The sequence below is a fragment of the Streptomyces sp. NPDC027189 genome (assembly GCF_055566975.1).
The window spans coordinates 250,791-273,065 of sequence record NZ_JBVHRI010000012.1 but is presented as its reverse complement, the minus strand read 5'-3'; the positions used below and the strand labels follow the sequence as shown (position 1 = coordinate 273,065).

17 protein-coding genes are annotated in these 22,275 nt (G+C 71.4%); 5 read left to right on the top strand and 12 right to left on the bottom strand.

Going from position 1 to position 22,275, the window contains the following annotated elements; translation table 11 throughout:
- Window positions 1-8 precede the first annotated feature (8 nt).
- From ACZ4RZ_RS27890 to ACZ4RZ_RS27880, 3 genes are read right to left on the bottom strand one after another with little or no spacing between them, the layout of a single operon-like run.
- Window positions 9-1,289, bottom strand: coding sequence for an ABC transporter substrate-binding protein (locus ACZ4RZ_RS27890; protein WP_467748598.1), 1,281 nt, complete (start codon window positions 1,287-1,289; stop codon window positions 9-11).
- The gene (locus ACZ4RZ_RS27885; RefSeq protein ID WP_467748596.1) at window positions 1,289-2,122 is read right to left on the bottom strand and encodes a carbohydrate ABC transporter permease; all 834 of its coding nucleotides are present in this window, start codon (window positions 2,120-2,122) and stop codon (window positions 1,289-1,291) included. Before ACZ4RZ_RS27885 ends, ACZ4RZ_RS27890 begins: the two co-directional genes overlap by 1 nt.
- Window positions 2,119-3,054, bottom strand: a complete 936-nt coding sequence (locus ACZ4RZ_RS27880; RefSeq protein WP_467748595.1) for a carbohydrate ABC transporter permease — start codon at window positions 3,052-3,054, stop codon at window positions 2,119-2,121. The genes ACZ4RZ_RS27885 and ACZ4RZ_RS27880 overlap by 4 nt, the downstream gene beginning before the upstream one ends.
- A 211-nt stretch (window positions 3,055-3,265) precedes the next feature.
- Here ACZ4RZ_RS27880 and ACZ4RZ_RS27875 point away from each other — a divergent pair, with 211 nt between their 5' ends.
- Entirely contained in the window at window positions 3,266-4,129 is an 864-nt protein-coding gene (locus ACZ4RZ_RS27875; protein WP_467748593.1) for a phosphotransferase enzyme family protein, read from the top strand.
- A gap of 60 nt (window positions 4,130-4,189) precedes the next feature.
- Here the strand turns inward: ACZ4RZ_RS27875 and ACZ4RZ_RS27870 are convergent, their stop codons facing one another.
- From ACZ4RZ_RS27870 to ACZ4RZ_RS27855, 4 genes are all read right to left on the bottom strand, one after another.
- On the bottom strand, window positions 4,190-4,912 hold the full coding sequence (locus tag ACZ4RZ_RS27870) for an exonuclease domain-containing protein (RefSeq protein ID WP_467748592.1): 723 nt from the start codon (window positions 4,910-4,912) through the stop codon (window positions 4,190-4,192).
- Between the two features lie 105 nt (window positions 4,913-5,017).
- Window positions 5,018-6,256 (bottom strand): SAV2148 family HEPN domain-containing protein, encoded by a 1,239-nt coding sequence (locus ACZ4RZ_RS27865; RefSeq protein WP_467748590.1) that lies wholly within the window; start codon window positions 6,254-6,256, stop codon window positions 5,018-5,020.
- Between the two features lie 103 nt (window positions 6,257-6,359).
- Entirely contained in the window at window positions 6,360-7,679 is a 1,320-nt protein-coding gene (locus ACZ4RZ_RS27860) for a copper amine oxidase (protein WP_467748588.1), read from the bottom strand.
- A gap of 56 nt (window positions 7,680-7,735) precedes the next feature.
- Entirely contained in the window at window positions 7,736-8,545 is an 810-nt protein-coding gene (locus ACZ4RZ_RS27855) for a Tat pathway signal sequence domain protein (protein ID WP_467748586.1), read from the bottom strand.
- 178 nt (window positions 8,546-8,723) lie between these two features.
- Here ACZ4RZ_RS27855 and glgX point away from each other — a divergent pair, with 178 nt between their 5' ends.
- Window positions 8,724-10,832, top strand: a complete 2,109-nt coding sequence (glgX, locus tag ACZ4RZ_RS27850; RefSeq protein WP_467748584.1) for a glycogen debranching protein GlgX — start codon at window positions 8,724-8,726, stop codon at window positions 10,830-10,832.
- On the opposite strand, the gene ACZ4RZ_RS27845 is transcribed toward glgX, so the two are convergent.
- On the bottom strand, window positions 10,829-12,235 hold the full coding sequence (locus ACZ4RZ_RS27845) for an MFS transporter (protein WP_467748582.1): 1,407 nt from the start codon (window positions 12,233-12,235) through the stop codon (window positions 10,829-10,831). The genes glgX and ACZ4RZ_RS27845 overlap by 4 nt on opposite strands.
- Window positions 12,236-12,316: 81 nt before the next feature.
- On the opposite strand from ACZ4RZ_RS27845, the gene treY reads away from it, so the two are divergent.
- Complete coding sequence (treY, locus tag ACZ4RZ_RS27840; RefSeq protein WP_467748580.1) at window positions 12,317-14,734, top strand: malto-oligosyltrehalose synthase; 2,418 nt, start codon at window positions 12,317-12,319, stop codon at window positions 14,732-14,734.
- On the opposite strand, the gene ACZ4RZ_RS27835 is transcribed toward treY, so the two are convergent.
- Window positions 14,694-15,983 carry a cytochrome P450 gene (locus tag ACZ4RZ_RS27835; protein WP_467748578.1) on the bottom strand — a complete coding sequence of 430 codons (1,290 nt, stop codon included), beginning with the start codon at window positions 15,981-15,983 and terminating at the stop codon, window positions 14,694-14,696. The two genes, treY and ACZ4RZ_RS27835, sit on opposite strands and share 41 nt — an antisense overlap.
- Before the next feature lie 361 nt (window positions 15,984-16,344).
- On the opposite strand from ACZ4RZ_RS27835, the gene ACZ4RZ_RS27830 reads away from it, so the two are divergent.
- Entirely contained in the window at window positions 16,345-17,595 is a 1,251-nt protein-coding gene (locus ACZ4RZ_RS27830; protein ID WP_467748643.1) for a M14 family zinc carboxypeptidase, read from the top strand.
- A 51-nt stretch (window positions 17,596-17,646) separates the two neighbouring features.
- Here the strand turns inward: ACZ4RZ_RS27830 and ACZ4RZ_RS27825 are convergent, their stop codons facing one another.
- The 3 genes from ACZ4RZ_RS27825 to ACZ4RZ_RS27815 all read right to left on the bottom strand — a co-directional run bounded on the left by ACZ4RZ_RS27825 (window position 17,647) and on the right by ACZ4RZ_RS27815 (window position 20,308).
- Entirely contained in the window at window positions 17,647-17,892 is a 246-nt protein-coding gene (locus ACZ4RZ_RS27825; RefSeq protein ID WP_467748576.1) for an SSI family serine proteinase inhibitor, read from the bottom strand.
- Window positions 17,893-18,103: 211 nt separating this feature from the next.
- Window positions 18,104-19,429, bottom strand: coding sequence for a M14 family zinc carboxypeptidase (locus ACZ4RZ_RS27820; RefSeq protein WP_467748574.1), 1,326 nt, complete (start codon window positions 19,427-19,429; stop codon window positions 18,104-18,106).
- A 327-nt stretch (window positions 19,430-19,756) separates the two neighbouring features.
- A complete protein-coding gene (locus ACZ4RZ_RS27815) occupies window positions 19,757-20,308 on the bottom strand; it encodes an FHA domain-containing protein (RefSeq protein ID WP_467748573.1) in 552 nt (183 codons plus the stop codon).
- A 193-nt stretch (window positions 20,309-20,501) separates the two neighbouring features.
- Here ACZ4RZ_RS27815 and treZ point away from each other — a divergent pair, with 193 nt between their 5' ends.
- On the top strand, window positions 20,502-22,247 hold the full coding sequence (treZ, locus tag ACZ4RZ_RS27810; RefSeq protein WP_467748571.1) for a malto-oligosyltrehalose trehalohydrolase: 1,746 nt from the start codon (window positions 20,502-20,504) through the stop codon (window positions 22,245-22,247).
- Window positions 22,248-22,275 lie beyond the last annotated feature (28 nt).

The window sequence follows — 22,275 nt, the reverse complement described above, 5'->3', positions numbered from 1 at the left end:
CGGGTTCCTCAGCGCTGATAGCGGGCCAGCACCAGATTGCCGTCCTTCACCAGCCGTCTGCGGAGCTCGCTCAATCCGATCGCCCCGCTGTAGTACTCCTGGAACGCAGGCGTCGCGACCTTGTCCTTCCACTCCGGGTAGCCGCGTACGGACTGGGCGGGCGCCGAGCGGAGATGGGCGGCGAGGGCGGTGCCGGTCGCCCAGTCGTCCTTGGTGGTGTGCACGGCGGGGTCCTTCAGGGCCTGTGTCCCGGTCGGCAGCATCCAATCGCCAAGGGCCAGCCGGACCATGTTCTTCGGCTGAAGCAGGAAGTCGATGAACTCGGCGGCCTCCTTCTTGTGCGGGCTGTCCTCGGCTATGGACAGGGTCTGAGGACTGACACCCTGGGTCAGCCCGTCCGCGCCGGACGGGGCGGGCAGCACCTGCCAGTCGAAGCCCTTCGGCGCCTGCTGCGCGATCTGCTGGCGATAGGAGAAGCCGAGCGGAACCATCGCGTACTTGCCGCCGAAGAACCCGGGCAGCGTGTCGGAGCCTCCCATGCCGAGCGTCGCGCTCGATGCGCTCCTGTCCGCGTTCACCTCGTCGTGCACGGTCCGCGGAACCACCGCGTCCGCCGCGTCGAACCGGACGGTCACCTTGCCGTCCGCATCCCGGTGGAACATCTGCCCGCCCGTGGAGAGGGAGAGGTTGAGCGTCGCCGAGACCGGCTCCTTGAGCGGCCAGGCGACGCCGTACTTGCCCTTGCCGCTCAGCTGCTTCGCGATCGTGCGGAACTCGTCCCAGCTCCACGGCTTCTCGGCAGTCGGAACGCGGACACCCGACTCCTTCAGCCACTTGGCGTTGGCGATCAGAACCCGCGGCTCCTGGAGGAACGGCACGCCATAGACGCCTCCCCCAAAGGTCGCCGTCTCCCAACTGTGCTGCGGAATACCGGACTTGAGCCGCTCGGGCAGCAGCTCGCGCAGGTCTGCGAGATAGCCGCCGTACGCGAAGTCCGCGAGGTCGTCCGAGGCGTCATGGATGATGTCGGGCGCCTCACCGCCCTCGAAGGAGGTGAGCAGCTGGTCATGGACGCTGTCCCAACTGCCCTGGAAATACTCGACCTTGACGTCCGGATGGGCCGCGTTCCACTCCTTCACCAGCTCCTTGTTGGCGGCCACGGACTCCTGCTGCCAGGCGAGGGACTGGAAGTGGAGGGTGATCACCCCTGCCGATCCGCTGCCGCTGTCCGTGCACGCGGTCAGCAACAGGCCGATGACGGCCAGGACCGCCAGCAGTCTCGTCCGCATCAGCTCTTCACCGCCCCGGCGAGCATGCCGCCCGTGATCCGCTTCTGGATGATCGCGAAGATGACCAGCGACGGCAGGGCCGCCAGGAACGCCGCCGCGGCCAGCGGCCCGAGGTCCGCCACGCCCTCCGCCCCGATGAAGTGCGTCAGGACGACCGGCAGCGTCTGTTTCTCCGGGGTCTTGAGCAGCACGAGCGCGAAGAAGAACTCGTTCCACGCGCTGATGAACGCGAACAGCGCCGTCGCCACGATGCCCGGCGCGAGCAGCGGCGCGGTGATCGAGACCAGTGTCCGCACCCGTCCCGCACCGTCCACCGCGGCGGCCTCCTCCAACTCGGTGGGCACGGCCCGCACATAGCCCACCAGCATCCACAGTGCGAACGGCAGCGCCCACACCACGTACACCATGGTCAGTCCGGGCAGTGAGTTGATCAGCCGGAGGTTCTTGAGGACCAGGAACAGCGGAATGATCACCAGCACGAAGGGGAACGCCTGGCTGACCACGACCCACCCGGTGGCGGCCCGGGCCAGTAGCGTCCGGTGGCGCGCCATGACGTACGCCATCGGGGTCGCGATCAGTACGGCGATGAGCGCCGCGCCGAGCGCCGCCAGCAGGGAGTTGAGCGCGGCGCGCAGCAGCGGCTGCTCGTCGAAGGCCTGGCGGAAGTTGGCGAGCGTGGGGTCCCTGGGGATCCAGGTGGGATGCAGGCTCGCGAGCTCACGTGCCGGTTTGAAGGCGGTGGAGATCAGCCAGAGGAAGGGGAAGGCAAGGAAGACGATATAGGCGAGGAGGGCGAGGTACTGGCCCGTGCGGGCTCCTTTGCCGGTCTTCACGCGTTCTCATCTCCCCTCAGACGGCCCACGAGGTACACCGCGAGGATCACCGAGATCACCGCGACCATCACACAGCCCATCGCGGCCGCGTAACCGAACTGCCCGTAGCGGAACGCCTCTTCGTACGCGAAGAGCATGGGGAGCCGGGTACGGCCGCCCGGTCCTCCGTTGGTCAGCACATAGACCAACGCGAACGAGTTGAAGTTCCAGATGAAGTTGAGCGCCGTGATGGCGAGCGCGACCGGTCTCAGGGCCGGCCAGGTGACGGTCAGGAAGCGGCGCCACGCGCCCGCGCCGTCCATCGCGGCCGCCTCGTGGAGTTCGCGCGGGGTGTTCTGCAGCCCGGCGAGCAGCGCGACCGTGGTCTGCGGCATGCCCGCCCAGACGCCGACCACGATCACGGCGGGCAGGGCGGTGCCGAGGCCGCTCAGCCAGTCGCGGCCGTCGCCGAGGCCGAGGTCGCGCAGGGTCTCGTTGAGGATGCCCGCGTCCGGGTTGTAGACGAGCCGCCACATGATGCCGACGACGACCTCGGGCATGGCCCAGGGAATGATCGCGAGGGCCCGCGCCAGCCAGCGCAGCCGGAGCCCCTGGTTGAGCAGCAGGGCAAGCCCGAGCGCGAGCAGGAACTGCGGCACGCTCACCCCGACCGCCCACAGCAGACCGATCCGGAAGGAGTCCCAGAACAGCGTGTCGTGCAGCAGATCCTGGAAGTTGAGGACCCCGGTCCACTGCGTCGGCGTGGTCCGCCCCGACTGCGAGTCGGTGAACGCCAGCGCGATCCCGTACAGCAGGGGCCCGACGCTGAGCACCAGGATCGGGATGAGCGCGGGCAGCACCAGGAACCAGGCCCCGTGGTCGACGGGACGCCGGTCCCCGCCCCTGCCGGGCGCCTGCTTCACCGACCGCCTCGTCGCGGTCGCCAATGTCATGGAATCGGCTCCTTTGGGCGGCTGATGGCGGTCTGGCCGCCCGAGCGGCCCCCGTCATGGTCGTGAAGGTGGTCTACGGCGTCAAGGCACTGCGCATGCCGTCCGACCTGTGGGAATGCGACACTGGCCGCGGGATGGCGTGAACACGACGCTGCCGGCGAGGACTGCGCGGGCACCGCACGAGCAGTGCGCGAGAACACGGAGGCGAAGGATGGACGAGGCACGGGCGCGGGACGTACTGGCCGCGGCGGGTGTGCTGCCGGGACCGGTGCGGGACGCCACGCTCCTCGCCCTCGGCGAGAACGCGGTGTTCGCCGCCGGTGACCTGGTGGTCAAGGTGGGACGCGACGCCGAACTCCTGGACCGTGCGCGGCGGGAACTGGACATCGCCGTCTGGCTCGCCGACGCGGGCGTCCCCGCGGTGCGGGCGGCCGATGCCGAGGCACTGCTGGTGGAGGGGCACCCGGTGACGATGTGGCGCCGGCTGCCCGATCCCCTTCGCCCCGCGGAGCCGCGAGATTTGGCCGAACTGCTACGGGTGGTGCACGCACTGCCCTCCCCCTCCTTCCCTTTGCCGCCCCGCGAGCTGCTGGGCGGTGTGGAGCGCTGGCTGCGACTGGCCGGCGACGCGATCGACCCCGCGGACGCGGCGTATCTGCGGGCACGACGCGACGGGTTCGCGGATGCCGCGGCCACGCTCACCCCGTATCTGCCGCCGGGCCCGATCCACGGCGACGCACTGCCCCGCAACGTCCACATCGGCCCCGACGGCCCTGTCCTGGTCGACCTGGAGACCTTCTCCGCCGACCTGCGCGAGCACGACCTCGTGGTCATGGCCCTCTCCCGCGACCGCTATGGGCTCCCGGCCGAGGCGTACGACTCGTTCACCAAGGCGTACGGCTGGGACGTCCGGGAGTGGCAGGGCTGCTCCGTCCTGCGAGGAGCACGCGAGACCGCCAGCTGCGCCTGGGTCGCCCAGCACGCGCCGACGAACCCCAAGGCCCTCGCCGAGTTCGAGCGCCGCGTGGCGTCTCTGCGGGACGGGGACGAGACGGTGCGCTGGTACCCCTTCTGACCGTGCGCCGGCCTCTTCCGGCCCTGCGCCGGGCCCCGTTCTTCTGAACCGGCGGCCCGGTCAGACCTTCTCGTCCGCCAGGTCCCGCAGCGGCCAGGTCCCGTCCACCACCGCGTCAGCCTCCCCCTTGCGGCGCAGGAAGCTCTGGAAGTCGGCCGCCCACTCCGCGTACCACTCGATCTGGCGACGGTGCAGCTCCGCGGGGCCGAGGGCCGCGACCTTGGGGTGGCGGCCGGCTATCGCGCAGGCGAGCCGGGCCGCGGCGAGCGCGTCGGCCGAGGCGTCATGGGCCGAGTCCAGCGCCACCCCGTACTCCGTGCAGACCGCTTCGAGGTTGCGCTTGCCGCGACGGTAGCGGTCCACGGAGCGGTCGATCGTGTACGGATCGATGACCGGGGCGGGGTCGATGCCGCCGAGGCGCTCGCGCAGCGACGGCAGTCCGTACCTCCGCAGTTCGGCGGAGAGCAGGGTCAGGTCGAAGGCCGCGTTGTACGCGACGACGGGGACGCCCGTCTTCCAGTACGCGACGAGGACGCCCGCGATGGCGTCGGCGACCTGGTCGGCGGGGCGGCCCTCGGCCGCCGCCCGTTCGTTGCTGATCCCGTGCACCGCCACCGCGTCCGCCGGGATCTCCACGCCCGGGTCGGCCAGCCACTCACGGCGGCCTATCGGCTCTCCGTCCCTGACCTCGATCACGGCCCCCGTGACGATGCGCGCCTCGCGCGGATCGGTCCCGGTCGTCTCCAGGTCGAAGCCGATCAGCAGCTCCCGGTGCCAGCCCATGGGCGGCCCCCCTTCTTCATGGTGCTTTCCCCCAGTGGTCTCCACGATCCCATGAGCCACTGACAATCCGAGGACCGCGTTCCGCTTCCCGGGAGGGGCGGCATTTCAGGACACCGGCCGAGAATCCGCCCAAGCCAGCTCGAACTCCTCGCGGTATGTCGGGAACAACCCCTCTTCGGTGGTGTCATCCGGTTTGACCACTCGGCCTCCGCCACGCAGCACGAGTACCGGCGCCTCCATGCCGCGCGTACGCCGCAGATACGACTGCACGACCGCGATGCCGTCCGAGCCGTCCCCGTCCACGAGGTAGGCCGTGAAGCGAGGCGTCTCGTCGAAGACCTGGATCTCGAAGGCGCCCGGATCGCGCAGCTTGGACCGCACCCGGCGCATGTGCAGGATGTTCATCTCGACGGCGCGGCTCAACTCGCCCCGCTTGATGCCGAGTTCGCGCTCGCGCCGCTTCACCGCGCTCGAGGCGGGATTCAGGAACAGCAGCCGCGCCCGGCAGCCGGACTCGGCGAGACGTACGAGCCGCCGTCCGGAGAAGTTCTGCACGAGCAGGTTCAGGCCGATGCCGATGGCGTCGAGGCGGCGGGCACCGCCGAAGAGGTCCTCGGCGGGGAACTGGCGTAGCAGACGTACGCGGTCCGAGTGCACACCGACCACGTCCGCGTACCGGTCGCCGACCAGATCCTCGACGGCGTCCACGGGCAGCCGGCGCGCGGAGGGCACATCACTGCCGGCGCCGAGGATCTCCAGGAGCTTCGCCGCGGCCCGCTCTGCCTGGTTGAGGACAGCCTCGGACAGGGCCCGGTTGCGGGAGACCACGTTCCGGGTCACTTCCAGCTCGTCCAGGGCGAGTTCGACGTCCCGGCGCTCGTCGAAGTACGGCTCGAAGCAGGGCCAGTGCTGCACCATCAGCTCGCGCAGCTGCGGCAACGTGAGGAAGCTGAGCACGTTGTCGTCGGCGGGATCGAGCAAGTACCCCTTGCGGCGGCTGACTTCGCGTACGGCGACGGCGCGCTGAACCCATTCCTGTCCGGCAGGGCCCGCGGCGGCGACCACCCAGTCGTCGCCGTGGACGGGTTCGTAGATGGGACGGAGAACAGCGGCCACGACCGCGCGCAGCCGCTGTTCGACCAGGTTCAGCCAGATGTAGGCACGCCCGGCTCGCTGAGCGCGCGTACGCACCTCGCGCCAGGCGTCGGCACCCCAGTCCAACTCCGGTCCAATGGATCCCATTTCCATCGGCCGTGCCAGGGACACCGCGCCGGGTGGGACATCTGTGGAGTTCCCCTCGTGACCCTCGTCACCAGGAGGCAACTCCAGCCCTCCCGAGCCCACCCGCGCACCGCCTTCCGCTCCCCCGAGCTCTCCCCTAGTCAACGATCAAGGAAGGGTACTCCGGGAGCGGTCAGCGGTGCAGCCCGATGGACAGGGTCGTTTCTCAACGACCTTCTTCCACATGGCCGTTCTGGTCCGCGAGCTCCGGCGGAGTGAGCGGATTCATAGCAGTGACGTCGCGCGGGGCGATCGAGAAGCCCTGCCAGTGGACCGGCATGGGCTGCTGGTCCTCGTCGCGCGCTATGTGGTGGAAGCCGACGTTGACCCAGACCACGGGGTGGGTGAGCGTCTGCCCGTCGATCCACTTGTCGACGGACTTGCCGTGTCCGGCACCGCAGTTGCGCAGGTTGTCGCTCGCGAACTGCTCGCACTTGTTGTACTCGGTGAAGTAGACGTCGTGCTTGGTGAAGGGGCGGCCGAGGTACTTGGTGGTCGCGCCCGGGACGATCTCGTACGAACGCGCGTGGTTGTCCTTGTTCTTGCCGGTGCTGCTGACGACGCGCCACCAACGCATGTTCTTGGCGTCGCCCGCGAGTTCCTTGGTGACCTTCGTGACCGTGGTCTTGTTGCTCGGCGCCTCGGCGCCCCGCGCGGGCGGGCTGACCACGGAGTCGTACTGTTCCACCTTGGCCTTGGAGGAGCCGTCGAGGCCGAAGTTGAGGCGCCAGAAGACGTTGTGGCTGTGGCTGGTGGCGTAGTCCTTGGCGCCCTTGCCCAGGGGCCAGCCCCGGCCGTCGCCCGCGTCGTAGTCACCGGGCGAGAGGCTGCCGGTGGCTCCGACGTTCATGTTGAGGGTGCCGTCGTCCTGGAAGCGCCACTCGGTGATGTACTCGTACCAGCCGACCTTGTTGACGGTGTAGATCAGCAGGTCCTTGCCCTGCTTCTGGAACACCTTGTTCCCCGTGTCGGCCTGCATGCGGTAGGCGTGGCCGCGCGAACGGGTCGTGGTGCACAGGCCCTTGACGTTGGCGTGCTGCGGGTCCCAGGCCTCGGGAACCTTGACCGTCTTGATGGTGCCGCCGGGGCACTCGGCGGGCACCATGTCGACCAGACCCTGTCCGAAGCCGGCGCCCGTGAGGTCGCTGTACTCGACCGAGCCGTCGTCGTAGGGGACGTCGATCTGGGCGAGCTTGGCGCTGCTGAGGACCTTGATCGGGTGGGCCTCGCCGGGAGGCTGGTAGGAGATGTTCTCCAGGACGAGCCCGGCCTCGCTCTCGTAATGCCAGCACATCCGCCAGGTGGTGCCGGTGGAGAGCTTCTGCTCGATCTTGTACGCCGCGCTGCAGTCGGCGGCCGCCGCGGAGGCGGTCTTCGGCTGGGCGACGGCCGGTCCCGCGGCCGTCGTCGCGCCGGCGGCCAGGGCGATCGCCGAAAGGCCCACCGCCGTCCGGCTGCGGGCACGGCTGTTTCTGTTGACGCGCATGAAGAAGTGACTCCTTGCGGAAAGCAGTGAAGGTGGGAGGTGAAAGAAGGCCGCGCTCAGCCGAACTTGCCGACCTTGCGGGCGCTCAGGTCGACCACCAGGTCACGGCTGTCGATCCAGGGCCCGTTCTTGACCTTCGGGAAGAGCCGTACGCACCGGTGCTCGCCGCAGGCGTCGAGGACGGCGGGCTGAGCTCCGGACGTCGCACGGTAGACCATGCTGTTGAGCACCAGCTGGTCGGGCGAGGTCAGTTCCTTGCCGGTGGCGTCCTTGAAGTCCGCCTTCAGACCCGCGCCGAGCGGGTCGGCGATCAGCAGCTTGGCGGCCTCGATCATCTCGTCGCGGCTGATGGGCGGCTGGACGTCATGCTGGGTGCCCGTCTTCTCGACCTTCCCGGTGTCGAGGTTGACGGTCTTGGTGACGAGCGTGTCGTTCTTGTAGTCGTAGAACGACACGTCGGCGCGCCGGGGCGCGTTCGGATCGTCCAGTTCGTTCGTCTCGGGTTCGGCGAGGTCGGCGCTGATGCGCTGCGGGCCGCGCTTGCCCTCCACGTTCTCACTGGCGCTGAACGACTGCTGGTTGAGCGCGATCCGCTCGACGCGCTTCATCTCGTCGTCGGTCAGCGGGTCGCGGCCCTTGCCCTTGTCGCCCTGGGCCGGTGCCTCCTCGACGACACCCGGCTGCACCGCCGACTGCCCCTGCTGACCTGTCTGCTGCGAGGTGCCGTTGGCGCCCTGGCCCCCGCCAGAGTCGTCGGCCCCCGCCGTACCCGGCAGTGTGATTCCGACCATCACGGCCGTCCCGGCCACCGCTATGGCAGCACCTGCCACCACCTTGCCCAGATGGCGGTGCACTATCTTGCGCACATTTCCCCCTACTCCCCCTATGCCGTCAGGAGTCGCTTGAGCCCCACTGGTTCGGCATACGACGTATGCCTGGTCATCGGGTAAGAGGGACGTAAGTCATAGGAGGTTCCATCACTTTCGGGGAGACTCGGCTCGGAGTCGCCCTCAGGGGCGCGGCACTACTGGAAGAGTCGTATCCATGCAGGTCTGGCCTGGAGAGGCATATCCACTCGGTGCCACGTACGACGGCGCCGGTACCAATTTCGCGGTCTTCTCGGAGGCCGCCGACCGCATCGAGCTGTGTCTGCTGCACGACGACGGCTCGGAGACGGCGGTGGAGCTGCGCGAAACCGACGCGTTCGTCCGGCACGCGTATCTGCCGGGGGTCATGCCCGGACAGCGGTACGGCTTCCGGGTGCACGGACCGTACGCGCCCGGTCGCGGGCGGCGCGCCAACTCCGCGAAGCTGCTCCTCGACCCGTACGCGCGCGCCATCAGCGGGTCGGTGAAGTGGGGCGAGGAGGTGTACGGCTATCCCTTCGGGGCCCCCGACAAGCGCAACGACCTGGACTCGGCGCCGCACACCATGTCGTCGGTCGTGGTGAACCCGTACTTCGACTGGGGCGACGACCGACGTCCGCGCACCGAATACCACCACACGGTGCTCTACGAGGCCCATGTGAAGGGCCTCACGATGCAGCACCCGGAGCTGCCCGACGAGCTGCGCGGCACGTACGCGGCGCTGGCACACCCGGCGATCATCGAACACCTGACGGAACTGGGCATCACCGCACTGGAACTGATGCCCGTTCACCAGTTCGTGAACGACCACCGTCTGGTGGACATGGGTCTCAGCAACTACTGGGGCTACAACACGATCGGCTTCTTCGCCCCGCACAACGCGTACGCCTCCTGGGGCGATCGCGGCCAGCAGGTCCTGGAGTTCAAGTCGGCGGTCCGTGCGCTGCACGAGGCCGGCATCGAGGTCATCCTGGACGTGGTCTACAACCACACGGCCGAGGGCAACCACCTGGGCCCGACGCTGTCCTTCAGGGGCCTCGACAACGCCTCGTACTACCGTCTGGCGGACGATCCCCGCTACTACATGGACACCACGGGGACCGGCAATTCCCTTCTGATGCGCTCCCCGCACGTGCTCCAGCTGATCATGGACTCGCTGCGCTACTGGGTCACCGAGATGCACGTCGACGGGTTCCGCTTCGACCTCGCCGCCACGCTGGCCAGGCAGTTCCACGAGGTGGACCGGCTGTCGTCCTTCTTCGACCTGGTCCAGCAGGACCCGGTGGTCTCCCAGGTGAAGCTGATCGCCGAGCCGTGGGACGTCGGCGAGGGCGGCTACCAGGTGGGCAACTTCCCGCCGTTGTGGACCGAGTGGAACGGCAAATACCGCGACACCGTACGGGACCTGTGGCGCGGCGAGCCGCGCACGCTGGCGGAGTTCGCGTCCCGGCTGACCGGCTCGTCGGACCTCTACCAGGACGACGGCCGCCGCCCGCTCGCCTCCATCAACTTCGTGACCTGCCACGACGGCTTCACGCTGCACGACCTCGTCTCGTACAACAACAAGCACAACGAGGGCAATGGCGAAGACAACCGCGACGGAGAGAGCCACAACCGGTCCTGGAACTGCGGTGCCGAGGGCGACACCGACGACGATGCCGTCCTCGCCCTGCGGGCCCGCCAGATGCGCAACTTCATCGCGACGCTGATGCTCTCCCAGGGCGTGCCGATGCTCAGCCACGGCGACGAGTTCGCGCGCACCCAGGGCGGCAACAACAACGCGTACTGCCAGGACAGCGAGCTGGCCTGGGTGTCGTGGCCGGAGGACGGCAGCGAGCTGCTCGACTTCACGCGCGCGATGGTGTGGCTGCGGCGCGACCATCCCGTCTTCCGGCGGCGCCGCTTCTTCCACGGGCGGCCCGTGCAGGGCACGCACGACGAGCTGTCCGACATCGCGTGGTTCACCCCGGAGGGCGAGGACATGACCCAACGCGACTGGGGCTCCGCGCAAGCGCGGGCGCTGTCCGTCTTCCTCAACGGCAACGCGATCTCCGAGCCGGGCCCGCGCGGGGAGCGCATCGCCGACGACTCCTTCCTGCTGCTGTTCAACGCCTCACCGAAGGCGCTGGAGTTCGTGGTGCCGGTCAACCACGGACGGCAGTGGCAGGTCGTGGTCGACACCTCCCGCCCGGAAGGAGTGTCGCCGGGGACGGGCGCCAAGGTCGAGGCCGGGGACCGGCTGACGCTGGTCGACCGGAGCCTGACGGTGTTGCAGCGGCCTGCCTAGGCGGGCGTGTTCTCCTCGGGCACGCGCGCGTGGGGCTCGTCTTCCGGTTGCACGCGCGCGTGGGGGCCGTTTTCGGTTTCGGTGTACGTCGTCGGGCGTGCCGTCAGCGCGATGGCGCAGGCGAGCGCGGCGACCGCGCTTCCGACCGCGAACGCGGCGGTGGGGCCGTAGGACTCCGCCAGGCGTCCGGTGACGGCCACGGCGAGGGCCTGGCCACCGACGATCGCACTCGTCGCGACGGCCATCGCCTCGGCCAGCCGCGCCGGCGGCACGGCACGCTCGGTGAGGCCGAACACGGTGATCAGGTGGGGCGCGTACGCGACACCGAGGACGGTGACGACGGCGTACAGACCCCACAGGCTCTCCGTCCACAGCAGCGGCAGGGACAGCAGAAGGGCGGCCGCGGTGGCCGCCCTCCAGCGGGCCCTGAGCCCGAGACGGGCCGGCGCCGCGGCCATCGACAGCCCCGCGACGGCGCTCATGACCCCCATGGCGGCGTACACGAGCCCGGCCTGGTCCTCCTGCCCGAGGCGTTCGGTCAGCGCGGTGATGCCGGCCTGGCAGGCGCCGAACATGGCGCCCTGGAGGGCGAGGGCCGCGCGCAGAGCATGGACGGAGCGGGGGATGCGGAAGCGCGCGGCCACCGCACGCGCCGGGTTCCGCGCCGGGCGCATCGCGGTGGCCGTCGGGTGTACCGCGGTGGCCGTCGGGTGCATCGCGGTGGCCGTCGGGTGTACCGCGGTGGCCGTCGGGTGCATCGCGGTGGCCGTCGGGTGCAGGGCGAAACCCGTTCCGCAGACGGCCACCAGGAGCCCCGCCGCGCCCAGCGCGTACGCCGGGTGTGCCAGCACCGCCGCGACGCCCACCAGGGCGGGGCCCAGCACGAAGGAGATCTCGTCCAGCGTGCTCTCGAAGGACAGCGCGGCACTCACCGTACGGTCGTCCGCGCCGCTGCCGCGGGCCAGGGCGACCACGCGGGCACGGCCCAGCGGGCCGATGAGCGGCACGCTCGCTCCGGCCAGGGCGCCGAGCAGGGCGAGGGGCCCCGGAGCCAGGTGAGCGAGCGCGCCCGTCACCAGGGCGGCGATCGCGAGGGCGTTGGCGAGGGAGAAGACGAGGACGACGGTGCGCTGACCGTGCCGGTCCGCGAGACGGCCCACGAGCGGCCCGCAGGCCACCTGTCCGACGGCGAGCGCGCCACCGACCAGCCCCGCCGTCCCCAGCGAGCCACTCGTCCGCGCGACGAGCAGCAGACTGCCGAACTGGATGGTGGCGGTGGGCAGCCGACCGAGGAAGGACACGACCGGGAGGGCAGCCCCGGTCAGCGCGACCACGCGGCGGTAGGTCGCCACGGTGCCGGACGTGTCCGGCGTGACGTGCCGCCCCTGGCTCCTGTTCCGCATCGTTCGACGCTAGCCACGCGCCCGTGCCCGTATGCATGCGTCGATGACACGAAAGGCGGTGGGGCGGGTACGTAGGTTCGCATGACACCTGAGCGTCCCGACCCGGTGATTCCGGACTCGGTGGTCCCCGGCCCGGTGGTTCCCGCCGTGCCGACCGCCACGTACCGGCTGCAACTGCAGCCGGAGTTCCCCTTCGGGGCAGCCGAGGCGGCCGTGCCGTATCTGGCCTCGCTCGGCGTCTCGCATCTGCACCTCTCGCCCGTCCTGGAGGCCGTCCCGGGCTCGACGCACGGCTACGACGTGGTGGACCACGCGCGCGTGCGGTCCGAACTGGGCGGCGAGGATGGGCTGCGCTCCCTGGCGCGCACCGCGCGCGAGCACGGCCTGGGCCTCGTCGTGGACATCGTGCCGAACCACATGGCCATGGCCCCGCGCCACAACCGCCCGCTGTGGGAGGTGCTGCGCGAGGGCCCCGAGTCGCCGTACGCGCGCTGGTTCGACATCGACTGGGACGCCCAGGACGGTCGGCTCCTGCTGCCGGTGCTCGGGGGCCGGCTCGGCACGGAGTTCGACCGCCTGAAGGTCGACGGCGACGTACTGCGCTACTACGACCATGTGTTCCCGCTGCGCGAAGGCACCGAGAGGCTGCCGCTGCCGCGACTCCTCGACGCCCAGTGGTACCGCCCCGTGTGGTGGCGGCTGGCCCGTACGGAGCTCAACTACCGCCGCTTCTTCAGCATCTCGGAGCTCATCGGCGTGCGCGTCGAGGACCCGGAGGTGTTCACGGCGACCCACGCGAAGATCCTGGAGCTGCTCGACGACGGCGTGGTCGAGGGGCTGCGCGTCGACCACCCGGACGGACTCGCGGACCCGGACGCGTATCTGCGCCGCCTGCACGAGGCGACCGGGGGCCGCTGGACGGTGGTCGAGAAGATCCTCGCGGACGGCGAGCCGCTCCCGGCCGCGTGGCCCGTCGCCGGCACCACCGGATACGACGCGCTGCGGCACGTGGACGGCCTCTTCACGGACCCGGCGGGCGCGGGCGAACTCCTCGGCCAGTACCGGCGGTTCGCGGCCCCTCAGGCCGACCGGGGCGGCCACTGGGAGTCGACGGTGCGCAGGGCGGCGTACAAGGTGCTCACGCACGAGCTGGTCACGGAGGTCGACCGCCTCACGCGCGTGGTGAGCGGCGTGTGCGCCGCGTCCCCGGACCCGGCATTGCGCGATCACGCCCCCTGGGCCCTGGGCACCGCACTGCGGGAACTCCTCGTACGCCTCGAGGTGTACCGGCCCTACCCCTCCACGGACGCCTCCCTGGTGGTGACCGAGGAGGCCGCCGAGGAGGCCCGGGCGGTCTTCACGGTGCCCGAGGAGGCGCATGCCGTGGACGTCGTACGGGATCTGGTGACCGGGCGGGCCGGTGACGGGCCCGGGCACGCGGAGCTGCGGGCCCGGTTCGCGCAGACCTCGTCCGCGCTGCGGGCCAAGTCCGTGGAGGACACGGCGTTCTACCGCTTTGTGCCCCTTCTGTCCGCGAACGAGGTGGGCGGCGCCCCGGGCGCTCCGGCCGTGTCCCCGGAGGACTTCCACGCCTACTGCGCGCGCGTGCAGCGTGACTGGCCGGCCACCGGCACCGCCTTGTCGACACACGACACGAAACGCAGCGCCGACGTCCGCGCGGCGCTCTCGGTGCTCACCCAGTGCCCCGAACGGTGGGCCGACGTCCTGGCGGAGGTGACCCGGGACGGCACGGGTGTGCCCGACCCGCAGCTGGCCTGGGCCGCATGGCAGACGATGTTCGGACTGGGCCCGGCCTCCGAAGAACGTGTCCAGGGAGCCCTGTTGAAGCACGTCCGGGAGGCCGGACTGCACACCTCCTGGACGGAGCAGGATCCCGCGTACGAGGACACGGTCGCGGCGTTCGTGTCGGAGGGGCCCTGCGGGGTGCCTGGGCGGCTCGTGGCCGACTTCCGGGCCGCCCTGGCGCCGCATGTGCGGGCGAACGTCCTCGGGGCCGCTCTGGTCCATCTGACGATGCCCGGGGTCCCGGACGTCTACCAGGGCACCGAGGGCGAGTACCTGGCGCTGGTCGACCCGGACAACCGGCAGCCGTTCGCGCCGCAGGAGCGGCCCTCGGAGAAGGCCGCGCTGACGACGGCCGCGCTGCGGCTGCGCGGGCGGCGCCCGGCCGTCTTCGGCGACTCGGCGACGTACGCGCCGCTGGTGGCGGAGGGCCCGGGCGCCGGGCACTGCGTGGCGTTCGTACGCTCCGGAGAGGTGATCACGGCCGTCACGCGGATGTCGCTGCGGCTGGCCGAGGCCGGCGGCTGGCGCGACACCCGGCTCGCGCTCCCCGAGGGGCGCTGGGCCGATGTGATCTCCCCGGGAAGGGAGTTCACGGGGCACGCGCGCGTGGAGGAGCTTTTCGAGCGGCTGCCCGTGGTGCTGCTGGAGCGGGTCAGCGCGGGCGCACCAGCAGGGTCCGGGGAGAGCGGCTGATCAGGCCCACCGGAGCCGGCCGGAAGCCCGGGAACCAGCGCAGGTCCGGCAGGGCGGTCAGCAGGGCGTGCAGGCCGTGTTCCGCCGTGAGCCGGGCGAGCAGCGCGCCCGGGCAGAAGTGCCGTCCGGAGCCGTACGCGAGCTCACCCGGGTCGGCGCGGAAGGCGTCGTAGCGGTCCGGGTCGGCGAACCGTGCCGGGTCGCGTCCCGCGGCACCCAGCAGACACGCCACGGTGGCGCCCGCCGGGATCGCGCCGACGGGCTCGACGGCCCGGCGCGAGACGACGTGCAGCGGCGGATCACGGCGCAGCGACTCTGCCCAGGCACCGGCCGTGAGCGCGGGACGGGCGCGGATCATCCCCAACTGGCCCGGGTGGTCGAGGAGATTGGCGAGGAACGACGCGAGCGCGTGGGCGGTCGCCTCGCCGCCCGCGCCGAGGAGCGTCCCGGCCAGCCCCGACACGGCCTCGTCCGGCAGCAGGCGACCGTCGGCGGCCCGGGCCGTGCACAGCGCGGACAGCAGATCGGCGCCCGGGTGGGCACGGCGGCGGGCGATGTACGGGCGCAGGAAAGCGTCCAGTTCGGGGTGGTGACCGCCCAGGTGGTCGAGGCCCGTACGGCACCAAGCATGGACGCGCGCGGTGTCCTCGTACGGCAGCCCGAGCGCGGCGACGGCCGCCGCGGTGGGCAGCCAGTGGCAGAACTCGGCGACGAGATCGGCCTCCTGGCGCGCGGCGAGACGGCGGGCGAGGACGTACGCCGTGCGTTCGACACCGGCGGTCAGGGCGGCCAGCGCGGCCCCTCGGAACGCCGGTGAGACGAGGGCCCGGTGCGCGCTGTGCATGCCGCCCTCCAGATGGGCGAGGGTGCGCCCGGGCGGCGGAGCGACGAGCCGTGGATCCGCGAGCGCGGCGCGGACATCGGCGTACCGGCTGACCAGCCAGGCGCCGAACGGTTCGTCGTACACGAGGGGGTGCCGCTCACGGAGGGTCCGGTACAGCGGGTACGGGTCGCGCTCGGTGCCGGGGGCGAGCAGGCTCGGCGGCGCCGAGCCGCTCTCCGGGCACGGGCGCACGGGCTCGGGCCGGCTCGGTGGCGCCAACGGCGTCTGCGGCGCGGACGGGCCCGACGGCGCGAACGGGTTCATCACCCCGGTCCCCGGAAGCGCCGGCAGCAGCCGCGCGGGCAGTGCTCCCGTCGGCGTGGCCGCGGGCGCGTCTTCGCCGGGAAGGCCGTGAGGACACAGCACCGGCGGCCTCCCACCTCGGATGTGCGCGCCGGACCTACGCGCGGCAGTACTCAGCCGACCACCGATGCGATCGGACCGCAGCCCTCGTACGCCCGAACGGGTGATCCGGCCGCATCCGCGCAGGCCCTTCACCACCCGTCGGTGGCGCCGCGAGGAGACGGTCGGGGCGCGCCTTCGGGCAGGTCCGACGGAGCGCGCCAGGCAGCCCTCGCCGACGGTGAGTCCTTCCTCTGGCGGTGCACACCCCCCTGCCAGCGGTAAATGCCACCTGGCGCCCCCGGGAGCCGCCCCGTCAACTCCTTGACAGTTCACTCAGTCCGTGGACTACTGCGGAAAGCGACGCAGGGCGGACAAGTCGGGGGTGAGTCTCCTGCCGGAGTTGCGCTACCCCAGTGTGACCGAAATCGTCTCGTCCGCCCGGGCGTTGGCGGCTCACCGACCCGGCCTGTGCGTCCTCAGACAAGTGGGTGTCTCGCGCGCGGGCAGACCTCTTCACCTGCTGTCCGTCGGCCACGCGCAGCGCGCGGTCCTCGTCGTGGCGGGCGCCCACGCGAACGAACCGACGGGCGGTTCGACCCTGCTGGCCCTGGCCGAACGCGCAATGCACGAGCGGGGGTTGCGGGCCGAGACCTCCTGGCACTTCCTGCTCTGCGCGGACCCGGACGGCGCGAGCCTCCATGTGACGCCCGCGCCGCGCACGCTGCTCGACTACCACCTGGGTTTCTTCCGTCCGGCCGGCCCCGAGCAGCCGGAGTGGTCACCCTCCGTGCTGCCGCCCGACCGGCTGCCGCCCGAGACCCGCGCCCTCACCCGGGTCATCGACGAGCTGCGGCCCTACCTCCAGGTGACGCTGCACGGGACCGATCTGGGCGGCAGCTGGGTGCAGTTGACCAAGGACATCCCGGGGCTGGCCGAGCCGTTCGCCAAGTCCGCGGCGGAGCTGCACATCCCGGTGGAGACGGCCGCCTCGGACGCCGCCGGCTGGCCCGCCTCGGGGCCCGGGGTGCATGTGATGCCGGCGCCCGGCTCGGACGCGGCGTACCCGAGCATGCCCGACGACGCCCGGCACAGCACCTGGTACCACGCCCACCGGTACGGCGGGCTGACCGCCGTCGTCGAGGTGCCGATGTGGGCCAGCGACCTGGTGGACGATCCGGCGCCGCACCCCGCCCCCGCGGCGGCGATGCGGCGACTGGCGCGCCGGCTGGTGCACGACGCGCTCCAGGTGGAGGCGGTGCTCACGGAGGCCCTGCCGCGGCTGCCAGGACCCGACGGGCCGCTTCTGCGGGCCGCGAAGTGGGCGCTGGAGCTGGTGCCGGGCCTCGCCGGCGACTGGATCCAGACGCCACCTCCGGACACGACGATGGCGTACGTCGGCAGTGTCGACGCGTTCGGCCGCCGGCTCCCGCTGCGGGCCGCCGCGATGCTGCTGCGCGTCCTCCAGGAGGCCGACGACCGCGAGGCGCAGCGCCTCGAAGCCCTCGTCGCCGCGTGGAGCGACGCGTTCGCCGAACGGTTCCGCGCCCGCTGGGTGCCGCTGGAGCACCAGGTCGAACACCAGGCCCGTACGGTGGTGGCGGCGGCCCGCCACGCGCGCGAGAACGCGGCGTGAGCGTTTTCGAGGCGTACGCGCGCGTGCCGGTCCGCCGCCGACCCGGTCCGATCAGTCCACCGGCTCGAACACCGCTCCCGTCTCGGCCACCATCACGCAGGAGTTCGCGAAGGTATGCGTGTAGGCGACCCGGCGGCCGTCCCATACGCCCTGCGCCGACGCGGTCACCGGGGCGTAGATCAAGGGGCACAGAACGTCGGCCCGGGGCGGGATCCGGGAGATGTCGCCCCCGGCGGCGCGGAGTTCCTCGCAGGCCTGTGCCGCGTGCGGGTGTCCCAGGGGCGGGTCGCAGAACAACAGGGTGCCAGGCGTGTCGCTGGAGCGGGCGTCGCCGGGCGTGACGGTGAGGTAGAGCCAGTTGCCGGGGGGGACTCCTGTGGTGCCGCCTGGACCGGGGCGGCGCCCGCCGTGAGGAGGACGGCCGCAGCGAGCAGACCGACACGTACCGCTTGAACGGTTCGCGCCTGAAGGGCTTTCGCTTGAACCGTCTTCGCCGGAGTGGATTTCGTCATTCCAGGTGCATCGGCACCGCGGGCTCCGAACCCCACCCGGACTCACTCGAACGGGAGCGCACGGGCGCGTGCCGCCCGGCGAGTTCGAACGAGGCGAGCACCACGCGCGACTGGTACTCGACCTGGCGGGCGACCGGGATCCAGCGCGCCCCGCAGCCCTCGCGATAGTCGGCGCACCACTCGTCGACGAGCCGGTCGAGCTCCGGCAGCACCCCGCACGGGTCGTGCCCGGAGGCGGACACGAGCTGGTGAAGCAGCCCGGCCGTGCGCAGCGCGACCCGGCGTCCCGCGAGGCGCAACGCCGTCAGATGAGCGGTGTCGAGCGGCGGCAGGGGGCGCGTCCCCGCGTCGTACACGTCGGGGTCCCACGAGTCGGCGAGTCCGGGGCCGACCAGTAAATAGTCGTCGACGGGCGCGAGAAGGCAGGCCACGTCCGGGGAGGCGCCGAGGCTGGGCCGCACGCGCGCGAGGATGCCCTCCAGGAGTCCTGTGTCGCGGCGCAGTGTGCGGCTGACGGTGCGCAGCATCGCGTCGGCGTCGGCCGGCGGCGTGGGGTCCTCCACGGCCGCGACGCCCCACATGGGGGCCTCGACGACCGCCGTCACCGTGCCGTACGGGTGCGGGTGGAACCAGGTGGACTCGACCGCCGCCTCCGTGATGGCGGCGGCCAGGCCGCCCCTGTGCGGTGGCGGGATGCGGTAGACGGCGGGCCCCAGCGCCGGCCAGTACAGGGTGTCGTACGGGCCGAGTTCGCGCGGGATACCGAGGCGAGCGGCGGTGTGCGCGACGCGCTGGGCGAGGCCGGGCAGTTCGCGGGTCAGCTCGACGAAGGCGCCGCCGACGTCGACGCCGTGCAGGGAGCACTGCAGAAAGGGCCGCAGTTCGTCCTGGAGGTCGAGGAGGGCGCGGGTCTCGGGGAGGGTGGCCCCGTCCGCGCCCTCGGGCAGCCATTCGGGCTGTTCCAGGAAGCCGGGCCGGAAGAAGTGCCGGAAGTAGTGGCCGAGGCTGTACGGGCCCGACAGCCAGTCCTCGTTGCGGCGGGCGCCGTCAGGATCGAGGCACAGCAGCAGGTTCCAGGTGGCGTCCGCCCCCTCGGTCAACCGGGGGTCGGCGAGCGCCCGCTCGGCGAGGCGCAGGACCGTGGCACCGCCGACGGGTTCGTTGGCGTGCGGTCCCGCGACGACGAGGGCCTGGCGAGTGCCGTGTCCGACGGACAACAGCCACATCGGCGTCCCCGCCCGTGAGGTGCCCACGCGGCGCAGCCGGGCGTCCTTCGGCCGACGGGCGACGAGCGCGGCCGCACGGGCGCCCAGCTCGTCCACAGTCGGGTAGCGGAGCAGTGGCGGCAGGGCACACCTCCACTTATGTGGTGCCGTCGGTTCACCTGATGTGCATGGTGTACGCACAGTCAGTCACGGCTCCGGGGGTACGTCAACACCACGGAACGTAAGGGATGTTGAGGAAATCAGTGGGTGAATCCCAGGCCAGAGGTCGGCGGGACCGGGACCGCCCGACGCAAGGCGGAACGTCAGACTCGCTCCCCCGCAGGGCGGAACGTCGGACCGCTCCGACGCGAGCCCGCGACGCCACGGTTCAGCCGCGACGCTTCGGTTCAATCTCAACGCCACGGTTCAGCCGCGCCCCACGGTTCACTCCGACGCGAGGCGGAACATCATCCGCCCGAAGCCGATCTGGTCGCCGTCCTTGACTACGGCGGCGCCGATGACGCGCCGTCCGTTGACGGTCGTGCCGTTCGTCGAGCCCAAGTCGCGCAGCACCCACAGCCCGCCCTGCCGGCTCAGCTCGGCATGCACCCGGGACACCGTCTCGTGGTTGAGCCGCAGTCCGCTCGCCGGGTCGCGGCCGATGCGCAGCGGGTACAGGCTGTCCGGGTGAGGCAGCAGCAGCTTCGGGAGCCGCTCGGCCTGCCAAGCCCTGCGCAGTCGTACGGTGAAACCGGAGACCGCCTCCACGGTGCCGAACACCAACTTCGACCAGCGGCCCTCGGTGGGCAGGTCGGCGGTGAGCACGGCGAGTTCGTCGGACCTGCGGGCGGCGAGCGCCAACTCCATACGTCGGATGAACGTGTCGTGCGAGAGGCGACCGAGGGCGACGCCGTCACGGAGCGCCTTGAGCGCCCGGTCGCGCTCCACGTCGGACAGCCGCGCGGGGTACGTGTGGAACTCGAAAGACGACGTCACGCTGGTGATTGTCGGGCAGCGAGAGCGGGGTGTCCAGAAAACACGGAAACGGCCGCTGCGGCCGGACGGAGCGTTCCGCGTGAAAAGAGGGCGGCAAACACGCGGCAAAAGGGTGGATTCGAAAGCGAATTGATCTCACGTGAAGCACCATGGACAGGCTATGTCACGGTGAGCTGACAAGGGGGAACCGTCTGTGCGGTTCGAGGTGTGGGCACCGCAGGCCGACCGGGTGACGCTCCATTGCGCGGGCGCCACGCACGCGTTGGAGCGCAATCAGGAGCGTGCCGGGTGGTGGACGGGTGACGCGGACGCACAGGACGGGACCCGGTACGGGTTCGCGGTGGACGACGGTCCCGTGCTGCCCGATCCCCGCTCACGGCGGCAGCCGGACGGCCCCGACGGGCTGAGCGCGGTGGTCGACCAGGGGCGGTACGACTGGCGCACCGAGTGGGCAGGGCGTCCACTGCCGGGTGCGGTCCTGTATGAGCTGCACGTGGGGACGTACACGCCCGAGGGCACACTGGACGCGGCCGCCGAGCGACTCGGCCACCTTACGGAACTGGGCGTCACCCACGTCGAGTTGATGCCGCTGTGCCCCTTCCCGGGGCGGCACGGCTGGGGGTACGAGGGTGTCTCACTGTGGGCCGTGCATGAACCTTACGGCGGTCCCGAGGCACTGAAGCGCTTTGTCGACCAGGCCCACGAACTAGGCCTGGGCGTCGTCCTCGACGTCGTGCACAACCACTTCGGCCCCTCCGGCAACCACCTGCCCGCGTTCGGGCCGTACTTCACGGACACCCACCAGACACCCTGGGGCTCCGCCGTGAACCTGGACGCGCCCGGTTCGGACGAGGTGCGCGCGTACCTCGTCGGCAGCGCGCTGGCGTGGCTGCGCGACTACCGGCTCGACGGGCTGCGCCTCGACGCGGTGCACGCGCTGCGCGACACGCGCGCGGTGCACTTCCTGGAGGAGCTGTCGACGGCCGTGGACGCGCTCGCCGACGACCTCGGCCGACCGCTCTTCCTGATCGCCGAGTCCGACCTGAACGACCCTCGGCTCGTCACTCCACGCGAGGTGGGCGGTCTCGGGCTGCACGCCCAATGGAACGACGACTTCCATCACGCGCTGCACACCGCGCTGACCGGCGAGGCGCAGGGCTACTACGCGGACTTCGCGCGCGCCCCGTTCGCGGCGCTCGCGAAAGCGCTTACGTCGGGCTACTTCCACGATGGCACGTACTCCAGCTTCCGCGGGCGCTCACACGGCCGCCCGCTGGACCGCACCCGCGTCTCGGCACACCGCCTGCTCGGCTACGCCCAGACCCACGACCAGATCGGCAACCGCGCCCAGGGCGACCGGCTCTCGGCCTCCCTCTCCCCCGGGCTGCTGGCCTGCGCCACCGCGCTGACGCTCACCGCGCCCTTCACGCCGATGCTCTTCATGGGCGAGGAGTGGGCCGCGGGCACGCCCTGGCAGTTCTTCACCGACCACACCGATCCCGAGCTCGCCGAGGCCGTACGGCGGGGCAGGCGCCGGGAGTTCGCGGCACACGGCTGGGCCGAGGAGGACGTCCCCGACCCACAGGACCCGGCGACCCGGAACCGCTCCTGCCTCGACTGGTCGGAACCCGAAAAGGCACCCCACGCGCGCGTACTGGCCTGGTACCGCGACCTGATCGCCCTGCGCCGCCGCCAGGCCGACCTCTCGGACCCCGATCTCGCGGCGGTCAGAGTCGCCCACGACGCGCAGGCCCGCTGGCTGGCTCTGCGGCGCGGTGACGTCCGGGTGGCCATCAATCTCTCCAAGGGGACCGCGGCGATCCCTCTCGGCATCCGCCACGCGCGCGTGCTGGCCGCCTGGGAGCCCGTCGAGGCGCCGGACGCGGACGGGGTGTTGAGCGTGCCGGGCGAGTCGTGCGTGGTGCTGACACAGGCGTGAGGCGCTGGTCGTCGGCGGTGCCATGGCG